Raw genomic sequence first — 24,162 nt, forward strand, 5'->3', positions numbered from 1 at the left:
TCCTTCGCGTTTTGAATGCCCGAGGATCCACCCTCTCTCCTCTTCGTCAACCAGCACTACGCCCCCGATCTGGCCTCGACGGCCCAGCACCTGACGGACCTCGCTGAGCACTTAGCGGCGGACGGCTTTGAGGTGCACGTCCTCTGCAGCCGGGGCCACTACCTGTCCGGCGAGATGGACGTGCCGGCCGAAGAGACGCGCAACGGCGTGCACGTCCACCGGGTCCGCACCACCGCCTTCGGGCGGGAGACGACGCTCGGCCGCCTCGCCGACTACGCGAGCTTCTTCCTGCAGGTACTGTGGCGCCTGCTCAAAGGCCCGCGGTACGACGCGGTCGTGTCGCTTACGACCCCGCCCCTGCTGCCGGTGGCGATGGCCGCGGCGCGCCTGCTCCGCGGGCAGCCGTACGGCATCTGGTCGATGGACCTGCACCCGGAGGCCGAGCAGGCGGTCGGCATGATCGGCGAAGACAGCCCGCTGACGCGCGTCCTGCAGGGCCTGGCGGACTGGAGCTACCGGCGGGCGGCCTTCACTGTCGACCTGGGGCCGCATATGAAAGAGCGAATTCGGGCGAAGGGCGTCCCCGACGAGAGGCTCCACACGATCCCGGTCTGGAACAAGAGAGACGAGGTCTACCCCATCCCGGACGACCAGAATCCGCTGATGGAGAAAGTCGGGCTGGAGGACAAATTTGTGGTTATGTACTCGGGCAATGCCGGGCTTGGCCACCGCTTCGACGAGGTGCTGAGGGCCGCGGAGCACTTCGACGGCCGGAAGGAGGGCATCCATTTTCTGTTCGTGGGGAGCGGGCCGCGGCGGGAGGAGATCGAGCGCTTCGCCGAGACTCGCGGCCTGTCGAACCTCACCTATCTCGACTACTTCCCGCGGGACCAGATCAAATTCTCCCTGTCGCTGGCCGATGTGCACCTGCTCACCCTGCGGCGCTCGTTTGCGGGCATCGCCGTGCCGGGCAAGCTGTACGGCATTTTGGCCTCAGGGACCCCGGCGCTCATGGTGGGGCCGGAGGCGTCCGACCCGGCGAAGACGATCCAGCACCACGAGGTGGGCACCGTCGTCGATCCGAGCAGCTTCGACGCCGAGGCTGCCGCGACGGAGGCGGTCATCGGGGCCATCCAGCATCTCCGTGACCACCCCGATGAGCAGCAGTCCGTCGGGGCACGAGGCCGGGAGGTCTTCTTAAGCCGCTTTGAGCAGGAGACGTGCTGCGAAAAGTGGACTGCGATTTTGCGGCAGGAGCTGGAAACGCCTTGACTTCTCCCCTGGATGAAGCCGGGAGTCTATGAACCGACAGGTTCAAGCCCTTCTCGCGCTCAACCCAATACTATAGAGGGAATCGTCAGATGAACAGTTCGCCACGGCCGGGCGTGCGGCTTCCCAACGTGCAGTTTTCCAGTCTTGGAACGTGCAGTTTTCCGGTCTTGGACTGACCCGATCCTCTCCGGACCCACTCTGGGGAACGTCTCAGTCCTTTCCAGGGGCGATCCCTTCCAGAAGCGGTCCCTTCCAGGGGGCGCAGAAACCTGACCTCAGAGAACGCAATCCGGCAGGTGGGCCAGTGAGAGCCGGTCGCGCCGCCTGCTTGCGAGAACTTTCACCAACATACGAGAATGCTTTCCAATGGCCACCATCCGCTTTCAAATGACTGCGCGCCGCTACACATGCCGCTACGCATTACATCGGCTCCTGGCGCTTCTTGGAGTGGGGGCATGCGCTGGTCTCCTTCTCGCCACCTTCCCGGGGGCCCGGGCTCAGGGGCTCGGCTCGATCGAGGTGCAGGCCGGGTCTTTTGCCACGGCCAGCACTGGCGAGCGCCTGCCCTTCTGGCTCGGGGCCAACCAGCGGGGTGCTGTCGACCCTACCTCCACCAACGCGGGCCTGCGGCTCGGCGCGTACCGCCCGTTCGAAGAGTCGCCTGGGCTCAAATACGCATTCGGCGCAGATGTGCTTGGGCGCGCCTCCCAGAACGGCACCGTGGCTGTCCAGGAGCTTTACGGCCGCCTCCGATACGGGCCTGCGCAGGTGACAGTTGGGCGGCGCGGGCGGGTCGTCGGGCGCATCGACACGAGCTTGTCGATGGGAAGCGTCACCTGGAGCCAGAACGCTCCGCCTCCCACCCGCATCAGCGCGTCGTCCAACGGCTACCTGCCGGTGCCAGGCCTCGGGGACGTGGCGGCGATCAGGGGCTACTTCGCGCACGGCTGGTTTGGCGACGACCGGTTCACATCCGGCGCGCTTCTGCACGAAAAGTCCCTTTACCTTCGGCTTCTACCCCCGAGTAGCCCCGTTACCGCTCACGCTGGCCTAGTTCACCATGCCATGTGGGGCGGAGACAGTCCGCTGCGCGGCCCCCAAGAGGTGTCGCTCCGGCAGTGGGCAAACGTATCCTTTGGTCTCAACATTGCAGGCCGGCCTACACAGACGCAGGAGGAAACAGACCAGGTAGACGCCAATCACGTGGCCATGTACGACTTCAGCCTTGACGTAGACCTGGGGACTGCGAAGGGCCGTGTGTACCGGCAGTTCTACATCGAAGACACTCCGGGCCTTTGGTTTCGAAACGTGTGGGACGGGCTCTGGGGCGCGCGGATACAGCTCAAAGACTCGGAGGCACTCGTGCACACCCTGCTTTGGGAACACCTACGCATGACGCGGCAAGGGGCCCGATTCGACCAGGGCGAAGACCGCGGGGCGGATGGCTACTACAACCACTTCAAGTACAAGGGTGGCTGGACGTACCGGGGCCGAACGCTTGGGACACCGCTACTCACGCCTGCGTCCGCAACGCCAGGACTTTCTGATAATCTTCCGGGGGTCGGCAACAACATCGTCGTGGCACATCACCTCGGGGTAGAGGGGAACTTCAGGTCAGGGCTCTCCTACCGGGTGCTTGGGACGTACAGCCGGAACTACGGCGCGGCGAACAAGGTCTGCGGAAGCCCCCGTTGCAGATCAACCACCAGCCGGCTCATCGGCCGCCAGGACCAGTGGTCTTTCCGGCTCGGGGTTCGTGGACCGCTCGTGGAGCAGTACAACCTGCGGTTCCGAGCTGCAGCGGCGCTCGACACAGGCGAGTTCTACGGCGAGCGGGTTGGCCTGCAGATTGGGGTGCAGTGGCGCGGCCTTTACAGTATTGAGTAGAGCACGAGAAGAGCACTCCAAAAGCACTCGCTCCGCAGCGCAGTAAAGGTCCTGTGCTTTATGGAGCTGTCGCTTTTATGGAGCTGTCGCTTTTATGGAGCTGTCGCTTTTATGGAGCTGTCGCTCCTGGGGACACATGAACCTGTCGGTTCTGAACCTGTCGGTTCCGGGACTCTTCTCGCCCAGCGCAGTGAGACAGAATGCTGTGCACCTAACTCGCAAGCTCAAATTAGGCAGGACCGACAGGCTCGACCGTCTTGCTCGGCGGGCAGGTGATCTGTGGTCGACCGTGGCGAAGTGGCACTGGCGTTTTGTAGATCGCCAGGGCTACTGGCTCTCGAAAGGGCAAGCCCAGAAGATGTACTGCAAGGGCTTCGACGGGCTGCACAGCCAGTCGGCTCAGGCAATAGCGGACAGATGCTGTGGTGCGTGTCAAGCGTAATCAGGTCCCAGGATGCAGCGAGGGGTCGAAGGGACGACCAGATTTCAGAACCCCATAGCATATGTGCAAGAGCTTCCGCATTGCCGCTCCAACCACGACCATTTTCTCTTTTCCTCGCTCTTTGAGACGATTGCCGAAGGCTCCCGCTGCTGAGTTGAACCGCAGCGCCGTCATCGCTGGGAAGTACATGGCTCGCCGCAGGCGCCCATTGCCGACCTTCGACATTTGCGGTTTGCCTCGAACGGACGTGCCCGACTCTCGATGGCGAGGCACAAGGCCTGCATAGGCCGCAGCTTGTCGTGCGTTTTCGAACTGCTCAGGAGCCCCAAGCTCGCTTACGACGATCGCGGCGGTTTGAAGCCCAACCCCCGGAATCGTCTCCAGGAGCGAACACCGATCGTTTAGCTCGGAATCCTCTTCGATGTGCTCCTCGATTTCTTCTTCTAAATCCTCGATTTGACGCTCAATTTCGTCGAGGAGGTTCTCATGAGCTTTGCGAACTGCTTTGTCCTCTGCCTCATCCAGCCGATTTTGAGCACGGGTCTTTTCTTTCTTGAGCGCCTGTCGGGCCCGCGTAAGCTCCTGAAGGCGGCTCTCCGACGCTGAGGGCGGTTTCCAGGGCCGAGGATCTTCCCGTTGGCCGAAGCGCGCGATCAAGGCCGCATCTGCAGAGTCGGTCTTCGTTCGCTGCAGCTGGCTCGACGCGTACCCTTTGATTCGCCTCGGGTTGACAACGCTAACTCGGTAATCTTCCTCATAAAGACGCTGGGCAATGGCCTTCTCAAAGTCGCCGCTGGCCTCCATGCATACGCAGGCCTTCTTCGGCCTAGCTCCTTGATCTTCGAGCCAACTCACCAGGGTACTGTGTCCCTCTGGGTCGTTGGAGACCGTCGTTCTTGCGACGATTTCCTCTCCGTCGCGCAAGGCCAGCTCCAAAGCAGTCTTGCGGGCACCCATTCCCAGAAAAAACGCGAAACCATCGGTACTCGAACGTCTCGGTGCCTCTTCCATGCTGGTAAATACAGGATCTATGTCCTAAAATAGGCTCGATGCCCTATGATGCTGTTCGGAGTCGAACGCACCGAAATGAGAGGCGGGATCTGTTCCATCCGGCGGGCTCACCGATGCTTGAAGCACCGGGGCCAAAGCTTCTAACCAGGGTTCCCGCCTCCCGTCCGAGCGTCCTCGGATCTCCCGATTTATCCGGGAAGGTGCCCCTCTCACGAGGGAAAGTCAACATACCAGCTTCTACGACAGCCTCCAGAGTTGGCGCAAGAAACGCGAAAACGGTGACTACGAGGGTCTCCGACCGCCCTACAAGCAGAAGCGGCATTTCAAGGTCCAGGGGAAGTCCTCTGCGATTAAGCTACGTGACGACGGTGTGCTGCGTCTTTCCAACGGACGCGGCACCGACCCGGTGCTAATCGACTGGCCTGTGGGCAAAGAACCGAAACGAGCCGAGATCGGCTGGGACGGCAGCCAGCATGAGCTTCGGTGCCAGTACAAAGTCGAAGAGAACGAAGAGCCGAAGGGACAGAAAAAAGCAGGCGTAGACCTCGGAGAACGGCACCTTGCGACGGTCTACGTTGAGAACGGAGAAAACATCAGTGTCCATGGAGGCCGGCTCCGTTCGCTCCGGAGACACCACAACCGAACACTTGGTAATTTGCGGTCGAAGATCGACCGCAAGCAGAAAGGGAGTAGGCGATGGAAGCGGCTCGCCAGAGCCAAAGATCGGCAACTACAGAAGATCCGCAATCAGATCGAGGATTTGCTGCACAAAACCGCGACGCGGTTGGTAAAGACTCTGCATGAGACACGAGTCGGAACAGTCGTAGTCGGCGATCTCACAGGAATCCGAGAGCGGATCAAGTACGGAGACCGGATGAACCAACGCCTGCACAAGTGGGCATACTCGAAGTTCAAGCACATGCTCACCTGTAAGGCCCAGCTTCGCGGATAGGCCGCCCAAGCGGGCCTTGGAAGCCTACACCTCACAGACGTGTCCGAGTTGCGAGCACAGGCATAAGCCAAATGGCAGAGACTTCAACTGCCCGCAGTGCTCATTTGAGGCACATCGAGACGTGATAGGCGCACGAAATATCCTAAGCGAGAAGTATCCTGGGGACGAACCGATAGGTTCTACCCAGGTAGCTGGCGAAGGACCTAAACGGTCCGTCATAGCTTCGCCCACCAGGGTGCGGTACCGACTGCACATGCGAACCGAGCCGCCAGGCTCTGAACCGCAACGGTGTAACCCGGCGACCGCTGGTAAGACCTCTACAGAGCCGAAAGGCTCTTGTAGGCAGGCGGGCAGACCCGTGGGATAAGGGCAGAGAAGCCCGCAGGAGAATCTCCCGGCTTTGCCCCGAAGGGGTACTCTTCGAACAGCCGGGGGAGAAGTCAAGAAAAATAAGAAACTAAACGTCTCTCTTCGTCCGTTGGCATCTGTTTTGAAAATCATACGTAGCGTTCCGAACGGGTGCCCGTCGACCGGGAGGCCCGAAGACGCGAGCCTTCGAGGATAGGGCGATCCCTTTTGTCACGCTCTGCGGCTGTGTGCGGGGCCCAGCGAGGTTGCGTTCTTCCGGTCAAATGCGGAATGGAATCAAATGCGGAATGGCATTTGTAACTTCTCTCCTTGATGAATCGAGGGGATTCTTCCTCACGGAAAAAACTTCCTGTTTCACGGGGCCTGCCAGAAGTTCTTTCGCTTCAGGTCTTACGTGCCCTCCGCAGGCATCGGAGGCTGAAGCCCCTCCCGTCAGTCCAGGCGGCATGAGATGCCCTTTGGCTGTGTCGCCCTTGGTTATTGGTATGGCATCAAATGGTAACTCAGGGCAAATGGTAACTCAGGGCAAGCACGTTGCTTCGCTAGGCTTGCGAGAGAGTCCCCGAACCGACAGGGTCATATCTTCTAAGGAGTGACAGCTCCATAAACAGCGACAGCTCCGTGAATCCGGGAGTTTTCTCAAAGAGTACCCCTTCGGGGCAACTGCTCTCTTGCTCACTCAATACTATAAACCTAAAACGCGGAAAGATTTGCCGGATTCGTTCGGCGCTCATTTTCGTGTGCCGTTTGTTGACCCGATTCGAAGGCTCATCGCTCCGTTTCAGTTGAAGCTTCTTCTCCGCCAAGCAGAGGGCCCTCCCTCAGATCCGACCATGTCCGATGATTCACCGACGTTTAGCGATTCACTTACGAGTCGTGACTCTCCTGTACGCAAGGAAAGGTTTTACATCGTAGAGACAGCGCCTCGCTCTACCCGTGGACGGTGCGTGCTCCCGGATGGACGTGTGGTGCTCGGTGTTTCCACGAGCGAGAAGGCCCGCGAGGCTGCCGCGGACGTGGAGGGACTGACCGTTGTGCCACAGTCTGAGCTGAGCATGAGGGAACGGGCAGCAGTGCATCTCTCCACTGCCTCCCGCTAATTCTTACAGTATTGAGTAGAGCACGAGAAGAGCACTCTAAAAGCACTCGCTTTGCAGCGCAGTAAAGGTCTCGCGCTTTATGGAGCTGCCGCTCCTGGGGACATATGAACCTGTCGGTTCTGAACCTGTCGGTTCGGGGACTCTTCTCGTTGAGCGTAGCGAAACACTCCCGACACTGATAATTGTCTGTAATGTCCTGCAAGACAAGCGGCAATGCGGAGGCAACCCCTCCCGACCGCGCCCGAAGCCTCCAGACAGCGAACAAGAAGTATCTCGGGGCAACCCGAGTAGCTGGCATCATGGCACTGCCCGCAAAGTGAAAGCCGCTTTGTGTAATCCGGTGAGAAGTCAACCTCTGCCGGAGCGAAAGCTCCATTAAGTTGCTTCGTTGACCCGTGAGAGGGCGAGCAGAACCGCCCAAGAATCTCCCGGCTTTAGCCGGGGGAGTGTCAATGCAAGCACCCCCTCGTCGGCAAAGTCAGGATCACTGTTTTTGCTTTGCCGCTGTGTGGCCGTGGAGATCCGTCCCCGGTAGCGGCTGCAGATGAAAAGGTAGATCCGGCGGGGCACGGAGGCAGTGTCCATGTCGCCAAGGGCGGCTTGCCTGTGAAGATGCTGGATGCATCTCCTTTCAAGCCGCCTGCGGTGACGTGGCTTTTCAACCTCTAATTGGGATAGGATATATGCAGGTACAAAGTACGCACTCACGTATAGCTGACTTCTCTCCTTGATGAATCGAGGGGATTCTTCCTCACGGAAAAAACTTCCTGTTTCACGGGGCCTGCCAGAAGTTCTTTCGCTTCAGGTCTTACGTGCCCTCCGCAGGCATCGGAGGCTGAAGCCCCTCCCGTCAGTCCAGGCGGCATGAGATGCCCTTTGGCTGTGTCGCCCTTGGTTATTGGTATGGCATCAAATGGTAACTCAGGGCAAATGGTAACTCAGGGCAAGCACGTTGCTTCGCTAGGCTTGCGAGAGAGTCCCCGAACCGACAGGGTCATATCTTCTAAGGAGTGACAGCTCCATAAACAGCGACAGCTCCGTGAATCCGGGAGTTTTCTCAAAGAGTACCCCTTCGGGGCAACTGCTCTCTTGCTCACTCAATACTATAAAAAAGACTTCCTTTTCTCCCCGGTGGGTTCGCTTAATCCATAACTATTATGTACGTCAAGAAGGAATTCTTGCACCGATCAAGGCGTGCCCGTCAAGGCGTGCCCGAGCGCGGGCGCGCACCCGCCTGAGAGAGATCCGCGAAAGATGCCGTGTTCGCTACAGCATTGAGGAGAGCCTGAGAAGGGCCTGAGAAGGGCATCAGAGATGCTTGACTTCTCCCCCGGCTATTCCAGCTGTCGCTTGGCGGGGGATCGTGTTGTTCATCGACCGGAACCGACGACCACTGGCGCGTCGGGTCCTGTCAGGTCTCCAGGTGCTTGAATTCGGGTCTGCTAGGGCCCCACTCAGGTTCTTCGCTGCGTTGATGTCTCTGTCGTGACAGGTGCCGCATTCGCTGCACGTCCAGCTCCTGCGCCCAAGCGGTTTCTTTCCATCGACGTGGCCGCATTCGGAGCACCGCTGACTGGAAGGGAACCACTTATCCACGATCACGAGCGTCCGCCTATGCCACTCGCACTTGTCTCGGAGGCGTCGGATAATCTGATTCCATCCGGCCTGCGAGATGTGTCGAGCAAGACTGCCGTTCTGCACTGAAGCAGCACTAGGCACTGTCTGATAAAAAGGCTGTATGGACGGCTTGCACAGTCTATCGGACTAATTGGGCCGTTCTCTCATGCCTCGACGCCGTTATGAGCTCACTGATGAGCAATACGAACGTATCGAACCCCTTCTGCCGGAGGTTAAGGGCCGGGGCTGCCCGTACAACGACCACCGAGAGGTCACGGGCGGCATCTTCTGGGTCCTGCGCTCTGGAGCCCCCTGGCGGGATATGCCTGAGCGGTATGGAAACTGGAAAACGGCATACGACCGCTTCCGGCGCTGGGCCGAAGACGGGACCCTTGAGTCGATTGTGCGGCACCTGCAGGGCGAGCTCGACGCCGAAGGTCGCATTGACTGGAGTCAGTTCAACGTGGACAGCACCATCGTTCAGGCCGCTCGGGCCGCTGCGGGTGGGCCGAACGACAGTAAAAAGGGGATCGAACCGGGCGAGACGAGGGGGTAGGCTCGGCTCTCGGATATGGACGAGGTGGGTTCTCGACCAAGATCCACCTACTGACCGACCGTCGAGGTATCCCGCTAGCGACCGTTCTATCAGCCGGTCAGCGCCACGAGTCGGCCTTCTTCACCAATCTGATGGACGAGGTGTCGGTCCCTCGACCTCGAGGACGGCCTCGGAAACGCCCCGAGGCAGTCGCTGGCGACCGGGCCTACGATGCCGATTGGATCCGGCAGTGGTGCGCGGACAAAGGCATCGAGTCAGCGATCCCGGCACGTGAAAACATCCGAGACGGTCCGGGGCGTCCGCCGACCTGCGATGACCAGAGGTACCGCGACCGAAATACGGTCGAGCGCTGTGTCGGCCACCTGAAGGAGCGGCGGCGCCTGGTAGTCCGGTACGAGAAGAAAGCCAGCCATTACAGGGCCATGATCCTCTGGGCGTTCGTCGAGGAATACCTGAGCAGATAATTATCAGACAGTGCCTAGCTCCGCGTCGCTGTATTGCCTTCACCGAGAGGTTCTTGGGCCTCAGATCACATCGAAGTCATGGGCGAGGCGAGTGGTCAGCTTTTCGATGAAGTCTTTGCGGCAGTCCTGAATGCGCTGGTGGACCTTCGCTACTCGCTTTCTCTGCCGCTCCCGGTTGTTGGACAGGCCGCCAAGTCCTTTCTTCTCCTTGCGGGAGAGCTTCTGCTGCTTGCGGCGACGCCGCTCCTATTCGCTTTCAAACCAGCGTGGATTCCCGGCCTTCTCGCCCGTCGAGAGCACCGCGAGACTTTCGATGCCCAAGTCTACTCCGACCGGTTCAAGGTCGCCGTTCTCTCCATCGGCTCTCGGGAGAAGATGGGCTTCCTCTGTGCAGACGAAGCAGACGTGGTACTGTCCGGCGGCGTTTTTCGTGACTGTGCAACTACTTGGCTCGGACGGAAGCTCTCTCGACCACCGGATGTTGATCAGACCCGGCATCTTCGAGAGGCGGAGCTTCCGTTTCCCGTTCTCTTCTCGATAGCCCGAAGGCCGTGCCAACGTACCGAGCCGTCTGATCGCCTTTCTTCGACTTGAAGGACGGGTATTCGGCTCGGCCTTCGAAGAAGTTCGTGAACGCCTGATTCAGATTGCGGAGGCTTTGCTGAAGCGTGACGGCGCTGACCTCCAAGAGCCACTCAGTTTCTTCTTCCCGTTTCTTGTCGGTCAGACGGCCAGAGAGATCCGTGAGCGAAAGGGTCTCTTCGTCTTGGTAGTACGCCTTCGTTTTGGTCTCAAGCGCCCAGTTGTACACCCACCGGCTACATCCGAACGTACGGGCGAGTTCGGCCCTTTGCGCCTCGTTCGGATAAATCCGATACCGGTATGTGCGTTTGATCTCGTGTGTCATACCACTACCGAAAGCAGACCCAAACTGATAGGGTTCCGGAACGGAACCACGAGAAGGGTCTACTGGCGATGTCACATCGCCAAGCAGGCCGGCTAAAGCCGGGAGTCTATGAACCGACAGGTTCAGGCCCTTCTCGCGCTCATCCCAATACTACAGAAGAGATGCGTAGAGGCCGAGAGCGAGGTGCAGCATTAAAGCGGCGCCAAGGGCATGAACGAGCAGTGTTCGTTGCAGGCTCGCCGTCAAGGCTTGAATGCTGATTGGCGCTTCAAACCTGATGTTGACCTCCCCTCGCAAGAGAGCACTGTCCCTTAAAAAGAGCACTGTCCCTTGAAAGAGGGCACTGTCCCTTACAGGAAGGCATTGCCCCGGAACGTCCGGGAGCCCCGAGAATGCCCGGGTGAGAGGCGCAAATCCTGAGTCCCTCCAGACCAGTGCGGCAATTTGGTTCTGTGACGGCAATTTGGTTCAAAAACTTAATTTGGTTCAAAGCTTGGGGATGCGGGCCGATGAACTGAGCCAGTAAAAACGCCCTGCACCTCTGAAAGACAATGCGGCAGTGAGGCTGTAGCATGTCCAGCGGGCCTCAGTGGGTACTCCTCAGCGGGTGTTCCTCAATGGGTGCTCCTCAATGGGTGCTCCTCAGCGGGGGCTCCTCAGTGCACCCGGAAGCACTTGCCCCCCCCCCCCCCCCCCGGCGCTCATGGCGCCCGCCCACCAGCGAGCGCAGGAATGCCATCAATGACAGAAATGACACTCTCCACACCGGGCAGTCCCTCCGTTCTGAGGGAATCCTCCCGCTCCGGGCGCCGCTTAGCCCACATCCCGCGCTTCGGTTTCCGCAGCAGGCCGGCCTTCCGCCAAGACTTGAGCCACCGCTGTACGCCCCGCTTGCTCGCGCCGAAACCGGAGGCTAAATCCTTCGCTTCCGCCGTCGAAAACGGCTCTTCGGGGAGCGCCTCCAGGTATTCCCGCTGCCGCTCGGTGAGGTCCCGTTTCCTCTCGTTAAGTTTCGCCTGAGATCCAGCCTTTTCCTGAAGGGCCTTTTCCTGAAGGCATGTGTCCTGCGGGCCGTCGTCTCCTTGAAGGCGAGCCCCGACCTCGATGGCATGGAGAAGGTAGGTCAGAGACAGGCGAATACCCGCCTCCATGTCTTCAGCCCCCAGCTCAATGGACTGGGTTGAGGCCGGTGGAACCCCGCTATCCGCGAGCCGAACGCCCCGGAGGACTACAGCGATTTTCACCGCCTGAAGCCCCGCCCGAGTGAGGGAGGCCTGCATGGAGCGGGGCACGCTCCCGTCTTCACCCCACTTCTTGGTGAGGGAGCGGAACGCCCGGGTATGCGCTTCCTGCAGGGCACCTGGTACGCTCACCCAAAGCGGCGTCTCCCTCGCGCCGAGCTGGCGACGTGCCTCCCGAAACTTTTGCCCGGCGCCCCGGAGGCTCTCTTCCAGGCTTCCTCTTCTTTCTCCAGACTGTAGATCTTCAGACTGTGGGCCCTCAGACTGTGGACCCTCAGACTGTGGACCCTCAGACTGTGTACTTTCAGACTGCGGGCTCCGGAACTGCGGGCTCCACTCAAACTCCCGGTCAAACCGGTAGAAGAGAAACCGGCTGAAGAGCCCATTTCCCGTGCCGGGCGTGCTGCCACTGCCGGACATGAATCCGCCAAGCGCGGCCGGCGTGCCGGCCAGTGCGATGGAGGGAGCCGGGTGGGGAATGGTCACCGCGCCCTTCGAGGACCGGCTCATCCTAATGGCCTCGTTCTGAAGCCCCTTCAAGAGCACGTCGGTGAACGATCCCCAGGAGCTTCCGAGGGCCCGGCTGAGCGCCTGGAATTCCGTTTCGAAGATGACCCCGTGCGGCACTTCCTCAAGACGCTGCTTGAGGGCAGCAGCGCTGCTGTCCGCGGCGAGGAAGAGTTTCCGTCTGCCGGCCCGAACGCCGGGCCGTTCCCGACCGGAAGGCTCTTCCTCAAGTCCTTCTTGACCAGTGGACGACCCCTGCGGAGAGGCCCTACCTTCTGGATAGGCCCCGCTTTCCGAAGAGGCCCCGCTTTCTGGAGAGGTCCCGCTTTCTAGGGCAGTCCTGTTTTCTGAGGAGGTCCCGATTTCTGGGGAGGTCCCGCCACTGGACATACTGCTGGACGGCCGGCCGTACTTTCGGGCGTGGCGGAGCGCGCTCTTTCCGGATGCCGGCGGGGCGACCACTGCACTGTAGAGATTGGGGCTTACCCCGGTCCCTCCGTAGCGGAACCGGACGTTTGGTAGTGCGCCGGCCCACACCGGAAGCGCGCCGGTGAGGAAGACGTCCCGTTTCCTGAGGTCGCCACGCTGGCCAATACGGAAGGCCGGCTCTGCGAGAAGCTCAGGCAGAAGCTCCAGGATGCGGCGGGAGAGGTATCCCTGGCGGAGACTCTCGAGTTCTCCGGAGCTGCTAGCGTCTCCGGAGCTGTCAGTCCCCCCGAAGCTACTGCTGTCCTCATCATAATCGGCGGCTGACTCAAGGGCTGGGGGCGGAATGAAGGTGTCCGGTGGGCCCTGAGGCTGCGAGGTGTCAGAGAAAAATGGGTTCTCGGAAGAGGTCGTCATAGGTAAACTCGGCTGCTTGAAAAAGACGAACGGGTTGGCGGTCTTGCCATCTGGATGGACCAGCCATCTGGGTGGACTAATCATCCAGGTGGACCGGCAATCCGGGTGGATTGGCGTTCCGAGTGGCGCATATTCGCCACCTACACCCAAGATCGGAGATGGCAAAGACATCGTTGTTGACCCCTGTTTTTGCTCCTTGAATGCCGGTCGCTCAGGCGCCAGCCGAACGTTTCTGCGGGCGGGTGCCGCCTGCACCTCTCATCGAAACTGGCGCGCCGACCGGCGTCCCGCAGTCCTGTACCTGCCGAGAGGCGGTCTTCAAGGATGTCAGATTCGGAAAGGATATCAGATTTGGACAAGTTCTCCCAAGCACCCAAGCGAGAATAAACCCAAGCGAGAACAAGGCGTCCGACAGTCGAAACCCGCGCCATCGGCAAGGACGTGTAGGCAAGAAGGAGGCGGGGCAGAGCCGCCGCTGAAGGTAGGGACGGGGTATCAGGCGCCGCAAAAAATGAATAATAAACAAATACGCGCACGCGCCTTGAGGAGAGTGCTTTTCGCTCTTCCTGGCGAATACCATGGCCTGAGGGTTGAGGAAGCGTGGTGTCCTCTCAAGCCCTCTGAGCTCCGCCTGAGGAGGGGCGTGTGACAAATTTTGCACCTCCCGATAGAAAATACGATTGTTCCGAAGGGCAAATTCGTCCCATCCGCTCCGCTCCCCACTTAAGCTTGTCTCTGAACGGTACGACTGGCCGCCGACACCGGCTCCATTCGGTATAGGCTCCATGGGATGGTTTCCATGACACGGTCTCCATTCTGCGCGAGCCACGACTGATCCGGCCCAATCCTGCGTGCCCCAAGCCTGCGTGCCCCAAGCCTGCGTGCCCCGAGCCTGGCCATCACCCCAGGCACCACCATGGTCGGATTGCCTCAGTCGGATTGCCTCAGTCGGATTGCCTCAGTCAGATTGCCTTGGTCGGGCTGCCTTGGTCGGGTCGTCTTGGTCGGACTGCGACGCCGTCCTCAAGCCTGATGCTACCGCTGCGGGTAGTCCCACTGTGAATCCTGCCGAAATGCAATTATCAGGAGGGTCCTCCCACCATATCGGTGACAGGAGGCCCCGTGCTCCGGGCAGCTCGGCGCATCTCGGTGCCTCCTGATTCGATACTACCAGTCAATGGACCCATGTGTAGACCAATGAACACCCCAACCGAAAATGACGAAAGCTCTACTCCCCCAAACGGCGGTGGCCCAGATAATGGCCCGAACAACAATGGCCCGAACAAAAGTGGCTTGGAGAAAGAAAATGGCTCGGGAAAGGAACGGAGCCCGAGAGAAGAAGGCGCGGGCCCGGGCGCTAAGGAAGTCGCTTCGGGAGCTGGGGGCCTTGCGGCAGAGCGCGAGGTTACCTCAAGAGAGTGGCGCCGCCTGCGCGCTCCTTTCTCCCGAGAAGCTTATGTCGTAGGCAGCCGGGCGACCGGACGGACCGCGGCGAACCTTCCGTTGGGGGCATACCCCGAGGAATCACAGCCTAACGAATCCCAATCTGGAAATGACGCTGAGAGCCCCAACGAGACCCGGAATCAGGCGGTCGTCGACCTGTGGCTCCGGGCAGAGGCAATCCGCGACCGGCTCGACCTAGTCCTAGGGCCCGGGCGCTACGGCTACCGCCTGGAGGCGGGACCGGAGGCAGGCGGTACCTTTTCGATGCGCTGCCATCTCCGGATTGGGCCTGGGCGGCGAACTGGCATCGGAACCGGCCGGAGCCTCCAGCAGGCCGGGAAGGTCGCGCTAGCAAGTGCGGCGGAGGCCTTCGGAATGGGTGCCTCCGGGAAGATCGCCGGGCCGCTCGTGGCCGACAGTGAGAGTTGGCACCAGCTGCCCGGCCCGGTGCTCAAGCGGCTCGAGCGCCGAGAAGAGCTGTCCTCGTGGGCGCCGGGCTCTTCTGGGTCTGAAGACAAAGGACAGGCTTGAAGGCCACAGGCCACGAAGATCACAGGCTAGAACGCCCCGCAGGCCAGAAAGCACCACAGGCCAGAAAGCACCACAGGCCAGAAAGCACCACAGGCCAGAAAGCCACACAGGCCAGAAAGCCTGTAGGCTAGGAGGCCTGAAGCACTGGAGGCGGGCTAGCAAGGGAGAGCCGCAGGCGGGGGCGGCTCTTTTTTTGTCAAAGGCTCTTCTTGTCAGGGATTCTTTTTGTCAGGGGCTCTTTTCGCCGTAGTTCGTCGTTCGCTGCAGTTCGTTGAGGGTTCTGCGCCGCTGGTCACTTCCTTGTCATCGATCCACGACTGGCAACTGAGGAAAAGAGCCCTCAGCCGAAAACAGGCGGCAGCGGCCCGCCCACCAAACAGTGAAATTTTCTGTTTGAGCTGTACTCCGTTTGGTCCACGGCTGTGCCCCGTTTGGTCCACCAACCTAGCCTGTGCGGCGATCCAAGAGAACCATGAATGTAGAGAGCGGGAGCTCTTCGGGACATCGCCAAAAAGACATCGCCAAAAAACGGTCACAGCGCCGGTGGCGCCAGCAGCAGGACTGTAAAGAAAGCAGGGCACACGCGGCATCTTGGTCGCGGGCGATACTTTGAGATGGCCCGCTTCTCACGTCCCCCAAGAACCCACCCTGCCCTTCTCCGTTTTATTTTTTGCGCTCAAACAAATTCCTTGGTGCCATGCCTACAACTGCACGAGCAGCAGATCACCAAGAACGCTGGCACGAGATTGTCTCCGACCCGGGCCTCCGAGAGCTCCCGTACACTGTAGAGACCAACCACAGAGGCCAGATCGTCTTGAGCCCGCGCAAGAACCGCCACTCCGTCGCACAGGAGCAGATTCAAGGCCTACTCGATGAACATGCGCCTGGTGGGCTTCAGCCAACTGAATTTGCAATTGCGACGGCTGGGGGCGTGAAGGTAGCCGATGTGATCTGGATGAGCCCAGGCCGATGGGAGCACATGCAAGAGACCGGCGATCCATCTACCCTCGCACCGGAGATCTGCGTGGAGGTGATGCCTGAGTCCAACGACTGGGAGTCCAACGACTGGGACGAGATGCACTCCAAGCGAACCCTATACCTGGAGGCTGGGGCCGAGGAGGTGTGGGTCGTCACCGAGGAGGGCGCCGTGCGGTTCTTCGCCGACGAAGAGATGGAAGCGTCCGAGGTCCTGCCGGAGTTTCCGGAGCACGTGTAGCGGACCTCGCTCCTGGCCAAGCCGGAGAACTCTTCGTCCGCCGTCTCCAGGGCAGAAGAATCCTGAGAATCCCGAGCGCGAGCCTAGAATCCCGAGCGCGAGCCTCAACTCGACCTCGACGAAATATGCCGAGTGAAAGTAAGAGGTTGGCGCGTTTAATCCCTTCGGATACCCCCAGAGAGGGGCCGTCTCCAACCTCTCCTTCCCGAACCGGGCATACACCTTTCAGCGTACCTCGGCTCTCTACGGAGTCTCTCTAGAGGCGCATCGGCCTCACGTTTCCGTGATGCATCTACCACGTTCCCATTCAGGAACGCACACTTCCGTCTTTTCCCATCTAGGGCAGGCTTCCATCTTCGGGGGGGGTCAGTCCCCTACCGGTCCCCGGATACTTATCCGGTCCCTCCTGCCGTGGCTACCAACCACTTTGTCAAGGACTCGTCGATCATCCTTTGTACTTTGTATTTGAGACTCCGCTATCCACCTTCGCCAGTGTCAACCATTTTCGGGTTGCTTCAAGGCTACTACACAGGCTCCGCCAACATCCGGTGGGCATCGGTAGGTCTAGGTACCTTCACATCCCATCGGATGTATCCTGGATTCGCAAGTTCATTCACATTCGCCAAACGTTAGGTCCCGCCTCCCACATGTCCCTTGTACCCGGTAGTACAACCGGGCTATCGCGACCGGAGCCGTAAAGCGTGGTATAGGCCCCGTTCCTCCTTCGAAAGGAGACTATCTGTTGGGCACCCTGATTACGCCCTTCAGTAGTCGCGCAGACCTCTTTTGGCGTCCCGGCAGGAGACATGTAGAGTTTCTGCATGATAACAGTAGCAATGTGCCTCTCACGGGACTTGTCTTCGCCAAAAGATGTGAAAGTAAGAGGACGGCGCGTTTAATCTTTACAGATACCCTGAGGGCCGTCTCCTGTCCTCTCCTTCCCGAACCGCCCGTACGGACTTTCTCCGTAGGTCGGCTCTCCGTGAATCCTCAAAGACACAATGCCTCACTTTCGTATTCACGTCCCTACAACCTGGCCCCATTCAGGACCATTCCTCCCCCACTGCCTTCCTCAAGGGCAGGTCTCTAATTTCAGGATTGCTCATGTCCCTACCGTTTCCCGGAGCCTATCCGGTCTCTCCTGCCGTGCTCCGAACACTCGCGGCACTGGAGTTTTCGGGTCGTCTCGTAAATTACTCGTGTCGGTTTCACTGCCTGCCTTCGCCAGTATCAGCGTATCTAAGCTGTTTCGAGGCTACTACGCAGGCTCCGCCAGCATTCCCTTCGAAGAGTTCTTCTGATTCGGGCATCGGTAGATCTAGGTACCTTCACATCCCGGGGAATGTATCCTGAGTTAACAGGCTCCTTCACATCCGATGGACGTAGGCTCCGCTTTTTCCCTATGTCCCTTGTACCCGGTCGTACAACCGGGCTGTCGCGGGCATGACCTTGAACCATGATGCAGGTCCTGTGTCTCCGATTGAAGAAGAGACTGTCTGTAAGGCACAACATTCTGCCTTCCAGTACCCGCGCGGACCTCTCCTGAGATCCCGGCATGAACAGATAAAACGTTGCTGTCTGGTAGCAGTCGCGCATTCCATCCTCACGGGACATGCGTTCCTCAGAAGCTTCCATCTCTGTGGTGGCTTCAGTCCGAGGCTTCATTTCCCAATGGAACCAAGGCGGTTACTCAAGTAGCCATGTCCACCCATCACCAAGGGAAGCAACTTAGGGCTTGCCACTAGCCCCGTCTCCCCCTTCCTGGGTCGGATTCCTCACAGCACGTCCTATTCCATGCTGCTTAGACCCGTAGGGCGATCGCGCTGTCATGTCAGCGCGTAGTTCTATGTGAAAAGAACAGTCTCTGAGCCTGCTCTAGCTCAGCTCACTCAATCTCTGAAGTAGCTTCAGTCCGGGGTTTCTTTTCCCGATGGGACTAAGGCGGTTCTTTGGGAATAACCTTGTTTGGCCATCGCCAAGGGGAGCACCTTGGGACCTGCTACTGGTCCCATCTCCCCCTTCCTGGGCCGGATGCTCCACGGCACGTCCCATTATGTGCCGCCTCAAGCCTGTAGGGCGATCGTGCTGCTCACGTCAGCACGTGTTCAGTGCGAAAGAACAATCTCTGAACCTGCGATTGTCCAGCTCACTCAGGGGTTGAAAAACCACATCGCCGCAGGCGGCTTGAAGAAAGGTGCAACCAAACATCTTTCTGCTAAGCCGCCCTTGGAGACATGGACGCTACTTCTACACCTGTTCGGATCTACCTGTTCATGTGCCAGCGCAAGAACCTGTCGGTTCGGAGGCCGACTCGCTGCGGCGGCCCAGCGGCAGAGCAACAATAGCGGTCCGGAGTTTACCGACGAGGAGGTACTGACGATTTACGTATTTGGGCCCGTCGAAAAGCGCTCGACCATCAGCGAGATTCACGAGTACGTGGAAGATTACTTTTCGGGCTGGTTCCCTGATCTGCCCATGCAAAAGAGCTACAATCGGCGTATCAATCGGATGAGCGCCGTTTTTGCTCCACTGGCCCGAGAGGCTCTCTCGATGATCGATTCCGAGAATACCCGTGGCAAGGCGCTTCGCATCGCCGATTCGATGCCGACCTGTGTGGCAAAAGGACAGCGATCTTCACAGGCGGAGGTTGCCTCCGATCGGCTCGCTTCGGTCGGCTACTGCTCCTCGAAATGTGTCTCCTTTCACGGCGCGGGAGCTCCACCTTGTCGTCGAGCACAGGTCCGAGCAGCTTCCCGTTCCGGAGCGGGCTGGGCTGACGCCGGGAAGCGAAAACGACCTCCGCGCTCTTCGGCGCGTGTTGTCGACGATCGAAGGTGGAGTCCTCTGTGGGGACAAGGCCTACTGTGACGGCCCTCTCAAGGAGAGGCTCGCCGAAGACCAGGACCTCGACCTGCTGACGCCAGTCAAGAAGGAGAAGGGTCAAAAGACTCTCTCGGCGGCTGATAAGCTCTACTCGGAGGCCGTAAGCCGGCTTCGACAGCCAATCGAGTCGCTTTTCAACTGGATCGACGAGAAAACTGGGATTCAGCGGGCCTCAAAGGTGCGATCATACCAGGGATTGCTCGTACATGCCTTCGGTCGACTCGCTGCCGCAATGCTCCTTTGCTCTCAACCTCTGGTTCGCATTACAAGACCAGCTGAAACCAACCACAGGCCCGGAAGGTACGTCTTACTTACAGTAAGAGATAATACTTTTTGTAAGGCGAAACTGCCCAATGCCAACCTCTACGCTCACGACTCGGGGCCAGACGACAATTCCGAAGCCGATTCGGGAGGCTCTTGGTCTCCAGCCCGGCGATCGCGTTGAATTTATCCTTCATGGCGACCGGGTGCTTCTCCGCCGCGCAGGAGCGGATCTCTCAGCCCTCGACGGCATGTTGGACCGTTCGGGACAAGAACCCGTCTCCACTGGGGAGATGGACAATGCAATCGGAACGGCCATCAGCGAAGGCCCCAGCGCCTCCAGAACCGGAACTGAGGCAAAGACAGAGGACGACCATGACCGGAATTGACACGAACGTCCTCGTTCGGTACATCACTCGGGACCATCCCGAGCAGTACAAGGCCGCGAAACGACACCTTGAGTCCAACTGCACGCAGGAGGACCCCGGCTACGTGAACGTGATTGTCCTCTGTGAGCTTGCCTGGGTACTCACGACCGCATACGACGCAGCATCAGAGGAAGTCGCTCGGGTTATCGATCAACTGCTCCGGACCCGCCAGCTACAGATACAGTGCCGGGATCAGGTTCGCTCGGCACTCGCTGAACACAGAGATGGTAGGGCCGGCTTTCCGGACTGCCTGATTGGCCACCTCAACCGGGAGGAGGGGGCCGGCGAGACGGTGACCTTCGATCAGGACGCCGCCCAGATGGGCCGGTGGCGCGAGCTGGAGTGGTGAACGGTGGCGTCTTTGTACGGTGGTTTCCTCATGCGGTGGCTTCCTCGTGCAATGGCATCTTTGTGCCGTACCGTCTTCCTGACGGAGAATCATTCGGCCCACGGCGCTTCGGGCCTCAATCTCAAAGCGTACACTCGTCCTTCGGCGACGAGCCAACTGGCCCTACCTGAAGACGGCAATAGCGATCACGGCACGGGCTTCAGCGGGGATAATTACAGCGTGGACGACCGAGGAGGGCACCGAGGAAATACTCCGGGCGTGCTTGGTTTGCGGGTGCTGGCGGGCATTGCGGAGCTGAATGCATGTCCGAGACTGTAGCTTGGGGCCCACAGGGGCCTCTTGCACACAGGGAGCATATTCAGCAGGAGCACATTCAGCAGGAGCACCTCGGACGGGGCAGCACGACGGCGGCCGTCAGCACGTCTTCCACGAGGAGGCGGCAGGAGGTCTCGTGCTTTTCAGGGAAGAGCAACGTCGGGGAAGCTGGAGGCTCATCCCGACGCTCAGGGCAACCCGGTCCCCGAACGTGTGCGTGCTCAGCACGCTGACCCAGGCCGGCGTGATCGTGACGGGGATCGGGCCCGGCACGACGGCCGAGAGCCCGATGCTTAGGTCCTGCCCGTACCACATGCCCATCACGTTTATAGTTATAGTATTGGGTTGAGCGCGAGAAGGGCCGTAAAACTCCCGGCTTTAGCCGAGAGATATACGGACCTTTCTCGCCCAGCGGAGTGAGAATGAATTGATGCTCTCCCGAAACTTACAGCTACTAACTATGTTGCTGTAAAAAACATGGCTCAAAAGAAAGGCTTCAAGTATCGGTTCTACCCGACCGATAAGCAGAAGGCGGTTCTCGCCAAAGTCTTCGGGCACACCCGGTACGTATGGAATTGGGCCTTGGAGCTTCGTACCGATGCCTACTACGAAGAAGGTGAGAGCCTGAGCTACACTGATACCGCCAAGCGTCTGACCGACCTCAAGAAAGAGAAAACTTGGCTCCGCGAGGTCTCGTCGGTGGCGCTTCAACAGAAGCTCCGCGACCTCGACCAAGCCTTTCAGAATTTCTTCGATGGGCGGTGTGGGTATCCCAATTTTAAGTCGAAGCACGATAAACAGGCTGCTCGCTTTGCCTCCAACGCCTTCACGCTTCACGGCAAGAAACTGTCGGTGGCGAAAGTGCCGGGAAGCCTGAACGTGCGTTGGAGCCGTGATCTTCCCGACGAAGCTAAACCGACCTCGGTCACGCTCACGAAAGATCCGGCAGGTCGGTACTTCGTGAGTATCACTTCCGCGGTGCCTGAACCGGACCCAGAGCCAACAGTCACCGACGGAGATGGCAACCAGAAGTCGGTCGGCATTGATCTGGGCATAGCCGACATCGTTGTCACCTCCGACGGTTGGAAATCGGGCAATCCGAGGCATTTGGAAAATGACCTGTACCGTCTTCGCAAAGCGCAGCGCCGTCTTTCTCGTAAGGAGAAGAATGGATCTGACGGTCCGAGCGAGAACTGGAAGAAGCAAAAGCGGCGCGTAGCGAAAATCCACGCCGAGATCAAGGACAAACGAGAGGACTTTCTTCACAAGCTGTCTCGACGGGTCGTTGACGAGAACCAAGTCATCGCCCTGGAGAGCTTAAGCGTCAAAGGAATGCAGCAAAACCGAAGTCTCGCTCGACCCATCAGCGACACCGGATGGTCGACGCTCGTCCGGATGATCGAGTATAAGGCCAAGGAAGCTGGCCGGACGGTTGTCAAGATCGACCGCTGGTTCCCTTCGACCAAAAGATGTTCTGAATGCGGCTACGTCACCGAGAGCAAGCCGCTGTCGGTGCGGTCGTGGGACTGCCCTCGTTGTGATACCACCCACGACCGGGACATCAACGCCGCCAAAAACATTCGTACCGCTGGGCTGGCGGGAGCCTTCCAAAAGGCTAATGACTCTGGAGGACACAGTAAGACGCGGGACGCCTTCCGGATCGAACGGTTCGGGGCAAACGCGCATGGTCCTGTGAATGAGTAATTCTGAGTACGGGCACGAAGCGACAGCTTCTATGCCCGTCGCGTGAGCAAGAATCCCCCGGATTTATCCGGGGGAGAAGTCAAGGCGAAGCAAATAAGGTTTGACTCTGATGCACGAAGCGCCCTCCAGGAGGGCGTGGACCAGATGGCGGAAGCCGTCAAGGTCACGCTCGGCCCGAAGGGGCGGAACGTCGTGCTTGAGAAATCCTTTGGCGCCCCGACGATCACGAAGGACGGCGTCACAGTCGCAAAAGAAATTGAATTGGAGGAGCGCCTTCCCAACATCGGCGCCCAGGTGCTGAAGGAGGCCGCGTCGAAGACCAACGACGACGCCGGCGACGGCACGACGACGGCGACCGTGCTGGCCCAGTCCGTCATCAACGCTGGCATGAAGAGCGTCACGTCCGGCGCCAACCCGATGGACGTGAAGCGCGGCATCACCGCGGCGGCCGAGGAGGTCGTGACGCACCTTCGCAACCAGAGCGACCCGGTCGAGGGTAAGGACCGCATCTCGCAGGTCGCCACGATTTCGGCCAACAACGACGACGCGATTGGCGATCTCATCGCCGACGCGTTTGAGCGTGTTGGGCAGGACGGTGTGATCACCGTCGAGGAGGCCCGCGGCATCGAGACGTACCTCGACGTGGTCGAGGGCATGCAGTTCGACCGCGGCTACCTCTCCCCCTACTTCGTGACCGACTCCGAGGAGATGGAGGCGGTGCTCGAGGATGCCTACATTCTCATCTACGACGACGAGGTCGGCAACATGCAGGACCTGCTGCCGATCCTCGAGAAGGTCAGCCAGACCAGCAACCCGCTGCTGATCATCGCCGAGGACGTGGAGGGAGAGGCCCTCGCCACGCTCGTGGTGAACAAGATGCGCGGCACGCTGAAGGTCTCCGCCGTGAAGGCGCCCGGATTCGGCGACCGTCGCCAGTCGATGCTCGAGGACATCGCCGTCCTCACCGGCGGCACGGTCATCAGCGAGGAGAAGGGCTACCGCCTCGAGAACGCCACGCTCGACTACCTCGGGCAGGCCGACCGCGTCACCATCGACCAGGACAACACGACGATTGTTGGCGGCGAAGGCTCGGAGGAGGAGATTGAGGCCCGGGTCAACCAGATCCGGCAGCAGATCGCCAACTCCACCTCCGACTACGACCAGGAGAAGCTGCAGGAGCGCCTCGCGAAGCTTGCCGGCGGCGTGGCGGTGCTGAACGTGGGCGCCGCGACCGAGCCGGAGATGAAGGCCCAGAAGGCGCTGGTGGAGGATGCGCTCAGCGCGACCCGCGCGGCCGTCGACGAAGGCGTGCTTCCGGGCGGCGGCGTGGCCTACCTCCGCGCCCTTGAGTCCATCGAAGAGGTCGAGGTCGAGAACGAGGACCAGGAGATCGGCGTCTCGATCGTGCGGGAGGCCCTGGAGGCCCCGCTGCGCCAGATCGCCGAGAACACCGGCCACGAAGGCTCGATCGTCGTCCAGAAGGTGAAGGACGGCGAGGGCGACTTCGGCTTCAACGCCCGCACCGAGGAGTACGGAGATCTTCTTGATCAGGGCGTGCTCGACCCGACGAAGGTCACGCGCTCTGCGCTGGAGAACGCCGCGTCCGTGGGCGGCATGCTGCTGACCACCGAAGCTGTAATCGCCGACCTCGAAGACGAGGACGACGACGACGGCGGTGGCGGCGGTGGCGGCGGAATGCCTGCTGGCGGTGCCGGCGGCATGGGCGGCATGGGTGGCATGGGTGGCATGATGTAACGCCCATCCGCTCCGTGTGCCGCGACCGCCCCGCAATGGAGCACTCTCCTACGACGAAAGCTGCCCTTCCCGCTTCTTGGGAGGGGCAGCTTTTTTGTTTGTCCCATGC

The 24,162-nt window shown here is 60.0% G+C and carries 14 protein-coding genes and 2 pseudogenes; 11 read left to right on the forward strand and 5 right to left on the reverse strand.

What is annotated here, in order from left to right; translation table 11 throughout:
• Positions 1-15: 15 nt before the first annotated feature.
• A complete protein-coding gene (locus tag SRU_RS01195) occupies positions 16-1,272 on the forward strand; it encodes a glycosyltransferase family 4 protein (protein WP_011403007.1) in 1,257 nt (418 codons plus the stop codon).
• A gap of 366 nt (positions 1,273-1,638) precedes the next feature.
• Positions 1,639-3,159, forward strand: a complete 1,521-nt coding sequence (locus tag SRU_RS01200) for a capsule assembly Wzi family protein (RefSeq protein ID WP_112902831.1) — start codon at positions 1,639-1,641, stop codon at positions 3,157-3,159.
• 442 nt (positions 3,160-3,601) lie between these two features.
• Here SRU_RS01200 and SRU_RS01205 read toward each other — a convergent pair whose 3' ends face one another.
• Complete coding sequence (locus tag SRU_RS01205; protein ID WP_112902833.1) at positions 3,602-4,612, reverse strand: IS110 family transposase; 1,011 nt, start codon at positions 4,610-4,612, stop codon at positions 3,602-3,604.
• A gap of 190 nt (positions 4,613-4,802) precedes the next feature.
• Here SRU_RS01205 and SRU_RS15350 point away from each other — a divergent pair, with 190 nt between their 5' ends.
• Both SRU_RS15350 and SRU_RS15795 read left to right on the forward strand, forming a co-directional pair.
• Positions 4,803-5,564, forward strand: coding sequence for a transposase (locus tag SRU_RS15350; protein ID WP_237702046.1), 762 nt, complete (start codon positions 4,803-4,805; stop codon positions 5,562-5,564).
• A 16-nt stretch (positions 5,565-5,580) separates the two neighbouring features.
• Positions 5,581-5,931: a transposase gene (locus SRU_RS15795; protein ID WP_237701825.1), complete on the forward strand. Its 351-nt coding sequence runs from the start codon at positions 5,581-5,583 to the stop codon at positions 5,929-5,931.
• Between the two features lie 2,410 nt (positions 5,932-8,341).
• On the opposite strand, the gene SRU_RS15905 is transcribed toward SRU_RS15795, so the two are convergent.
• Entirely contained in the window at positions 8,342-8,752 is a 411-nt protein-coding gene (locus SRU_RS15905; RefSeq protein WP_162713332.1) for an RNA-guided endonuclease InsQ/TnpB family protein, read from the reverse strand.
• A gap of 64 nt (positions 8,753-8,816) precedes the next feature.
• Between SRU_RS15905 and SRU_RS15910 the strand changes: the two are divergent.
• Positions 8,817-9,670 (forward strand): annotated as a pseudogene (locus tag SRU_RS15910) (IS5 family transposase).
• Between the two features lie 60 nt (positions 9,671-9,730).
• Here SRU_RS15910 and SRU_RS15915 read toward each other — a convergent pair.
• The 3 genes from SRU_RS15915 to SRU_RS01235 all read right to left on the reverse strand — a co-directional run bounded on the left by SRU_RS15915 (position 9,731) and on the right by SRU_RS01235 (position 13,168).
• Entirely contained in the window at positions 9,731-9,856 is a 126-nt protein-coding gene (locus tag SRU_RS15915) for a transposase (protein WP_259086295.1), read from the reverse strand.
• A gap of 256 nt (positions 9,857-10,112) precedes the next feature.
• Positions 10,113-10,577 carry a helix-turn-helix domain-containing protein gene (locus SRU_RS01230; RefSeq protein ID WP_112902841.1) on the reverse strand — a complete coding sequence of 155 codons (465 nt, stop codon included), beginning with the start codon at positions 10,575-10,577 and terminating at the stop codon, positions 10,113-10,115.
• Positions 10,578-11,278: 701 nt separating this feature from the next.
• Positions 11,279-13,168, reverse strand: a complete 1,890-nt coding sequence (locus SRU_RS01235; RefSeq protein ID WP_112902843.1) for a DUF3987 domain-containing protein — start codon at positions 13,166-13,168, stop codon at positions 11,279-11,281.
• Positions 13,169-15,839: 2,671 nt separating this feature from the next.
• On the opposite strand from SRU_RS01235, the gene SRU_RS01240 reads away from it, so the two are divergent.
• The 6 genes and pseudogenes from SRU_RS01240 (at position 15,840) to groL (ending at position 24,053) form a co-directional block, all read left to right on the forward strand.
• The gene (locus SRU_RS01240; protein WP_112902847.1) at positions 15,840-16,358 is read left to right on the forward strand and encodes a Uma2 family endonuclease; all 519 of its coding nucleotides are present in this window, start codon (positions 15,840-15,842) and stop codon (positions 16,356-16,358) included.
• 2,234 nt (positions 16,359-18,592) lie between these two features.
• Positions 18,593-19,482, forward strand: a pseudogene (locus SRU_RS15920) (transposase); the annotation flags it as partial.
• Between the two features lie 112 nt (positions 19,483-19,594).
• A complete protein-coding gene (locus SRU_RS15925) occupies positions 19,595-19,891 on the forward strand; it encodes an AbrB/MazE/SpoVT family DNA-binding domain-containing protein (protein ID WP_011403013.1) in 297 nt (98 codons plus the stop codon).
• Positions 19,878-20,279, forward strand: coding sequence for a PIN domain-containing protein (locus SRU_RS01255; RefSeq protein ID WP_011403014.1), 402 nt, complete (start codon positions 19,878-19,880; stop codon positions 20,277-20,279). Before SRU_RS15925 ends, SRU_RS01255 begins: the two co-directional genes overlap by 14 nt.
• Before the next feature lie 792 nt (positions 20,280-21,071).
• Positions 21,072-22,298 (forward strand): RNA-guided endonuclease InsQ/TnpB family protein, encoded by a 1,227-nt coding sequence (locus SRU_RS01260; protein ID WP_011403015.1) that lies wholly within the window; start codon positions 21,072-21,074, stop codon positions 22,296-22,298.
• A 42-nt stretch (positions 22,299-22,340) separates the two neighbouring features.
• Positions 22,341-24,053 carry a chaperonin GroEL gene (gene groL / locus SRU_RS01265; protein ID WP_011403016.1) on the forward strand — a complete coding sequence of 571 codons (1,713 nt, stop codon included), beginning with the start codon at positions 22,341-22,343 and terminating at the stop codon, positions 24,051-24,053.
• Positions 24,054-24,162: the final 109 nt, after the last annotated feature.

Source organism: Salinibacter ruber DSM 13855 (assembly GCF_000013045.1).
In the GTDB taxonomy this organism is placed as follows: Bacteria; Bacteroidota; Rhodothermia; order Rhodothermales; family Salinibacteraceae; genus Salinibacter; species Salinibacter ruber.

Bases quoted from the DNA above. Each gene is read 5' to 3' on its own strand.
- SRU_RS01195 (WP_011403007.1), top strand. From the start codon at position 16: ATGCCCGAGGATCCACCCTCTCTCCTCTTCGTCAACCAGCACTACGCC.
- SRU_RS01200 (WP_112902831.1), top strand. From the start codon at position 1,639: ATGGCCACCATCCGCTTTCAAATGACTGCGCGCCGCTACACATGCCGC.
- SRU_RS01205 (WP_112902833.1), bottom strand. From the start codon at position 4,612: ATGGAAGAGGCACCGAGACGTTCGAGTACCGATGGTTTCGCGTTTTTT.
- SRU_RS01230 (WP_112902841.1), bottom strand. From the start codon at position 10,577: ATGACACACGAGATCAAACGCACATACCGGTATCGGATTTATCCGAAC.
- SRU_RS01235 (WP_112902843.1), bottom strand. From the start codon at position 13,168: ATGACGACCTCTTCCGAGAACCCATTTTTCTCTGACACCTCGCAGCCT.
- SRU_RS01240 (WP_112902847.1), top strand. From the start codon at position 15,840: ATGCCTACAACTGCACGAGCAGCAGATCACCAAGAACGCTGGCACGAG.
- SRU_RS15925 (WP_011403013.1), top strand. From the start codon at position 19,595: ATGCCAACCTCTACGCTCACGACTCGGGGCCAGACGACAATTCCGAAG.
- SRU_RS01255 (WP_011403014.1), top strand. From the start codon at position 19,878: ATGACCGGAATTGACACGAACGTCCTCGTTCGGTACATCACTCGGGAC.
- SRU_RS01260 (WP_011403015.1), top strand. From the start codon at position 21,072: ATGGCTCAAAAGAAAGGCTTCAAGTATCGGTTCTACCCGACCGATAAG.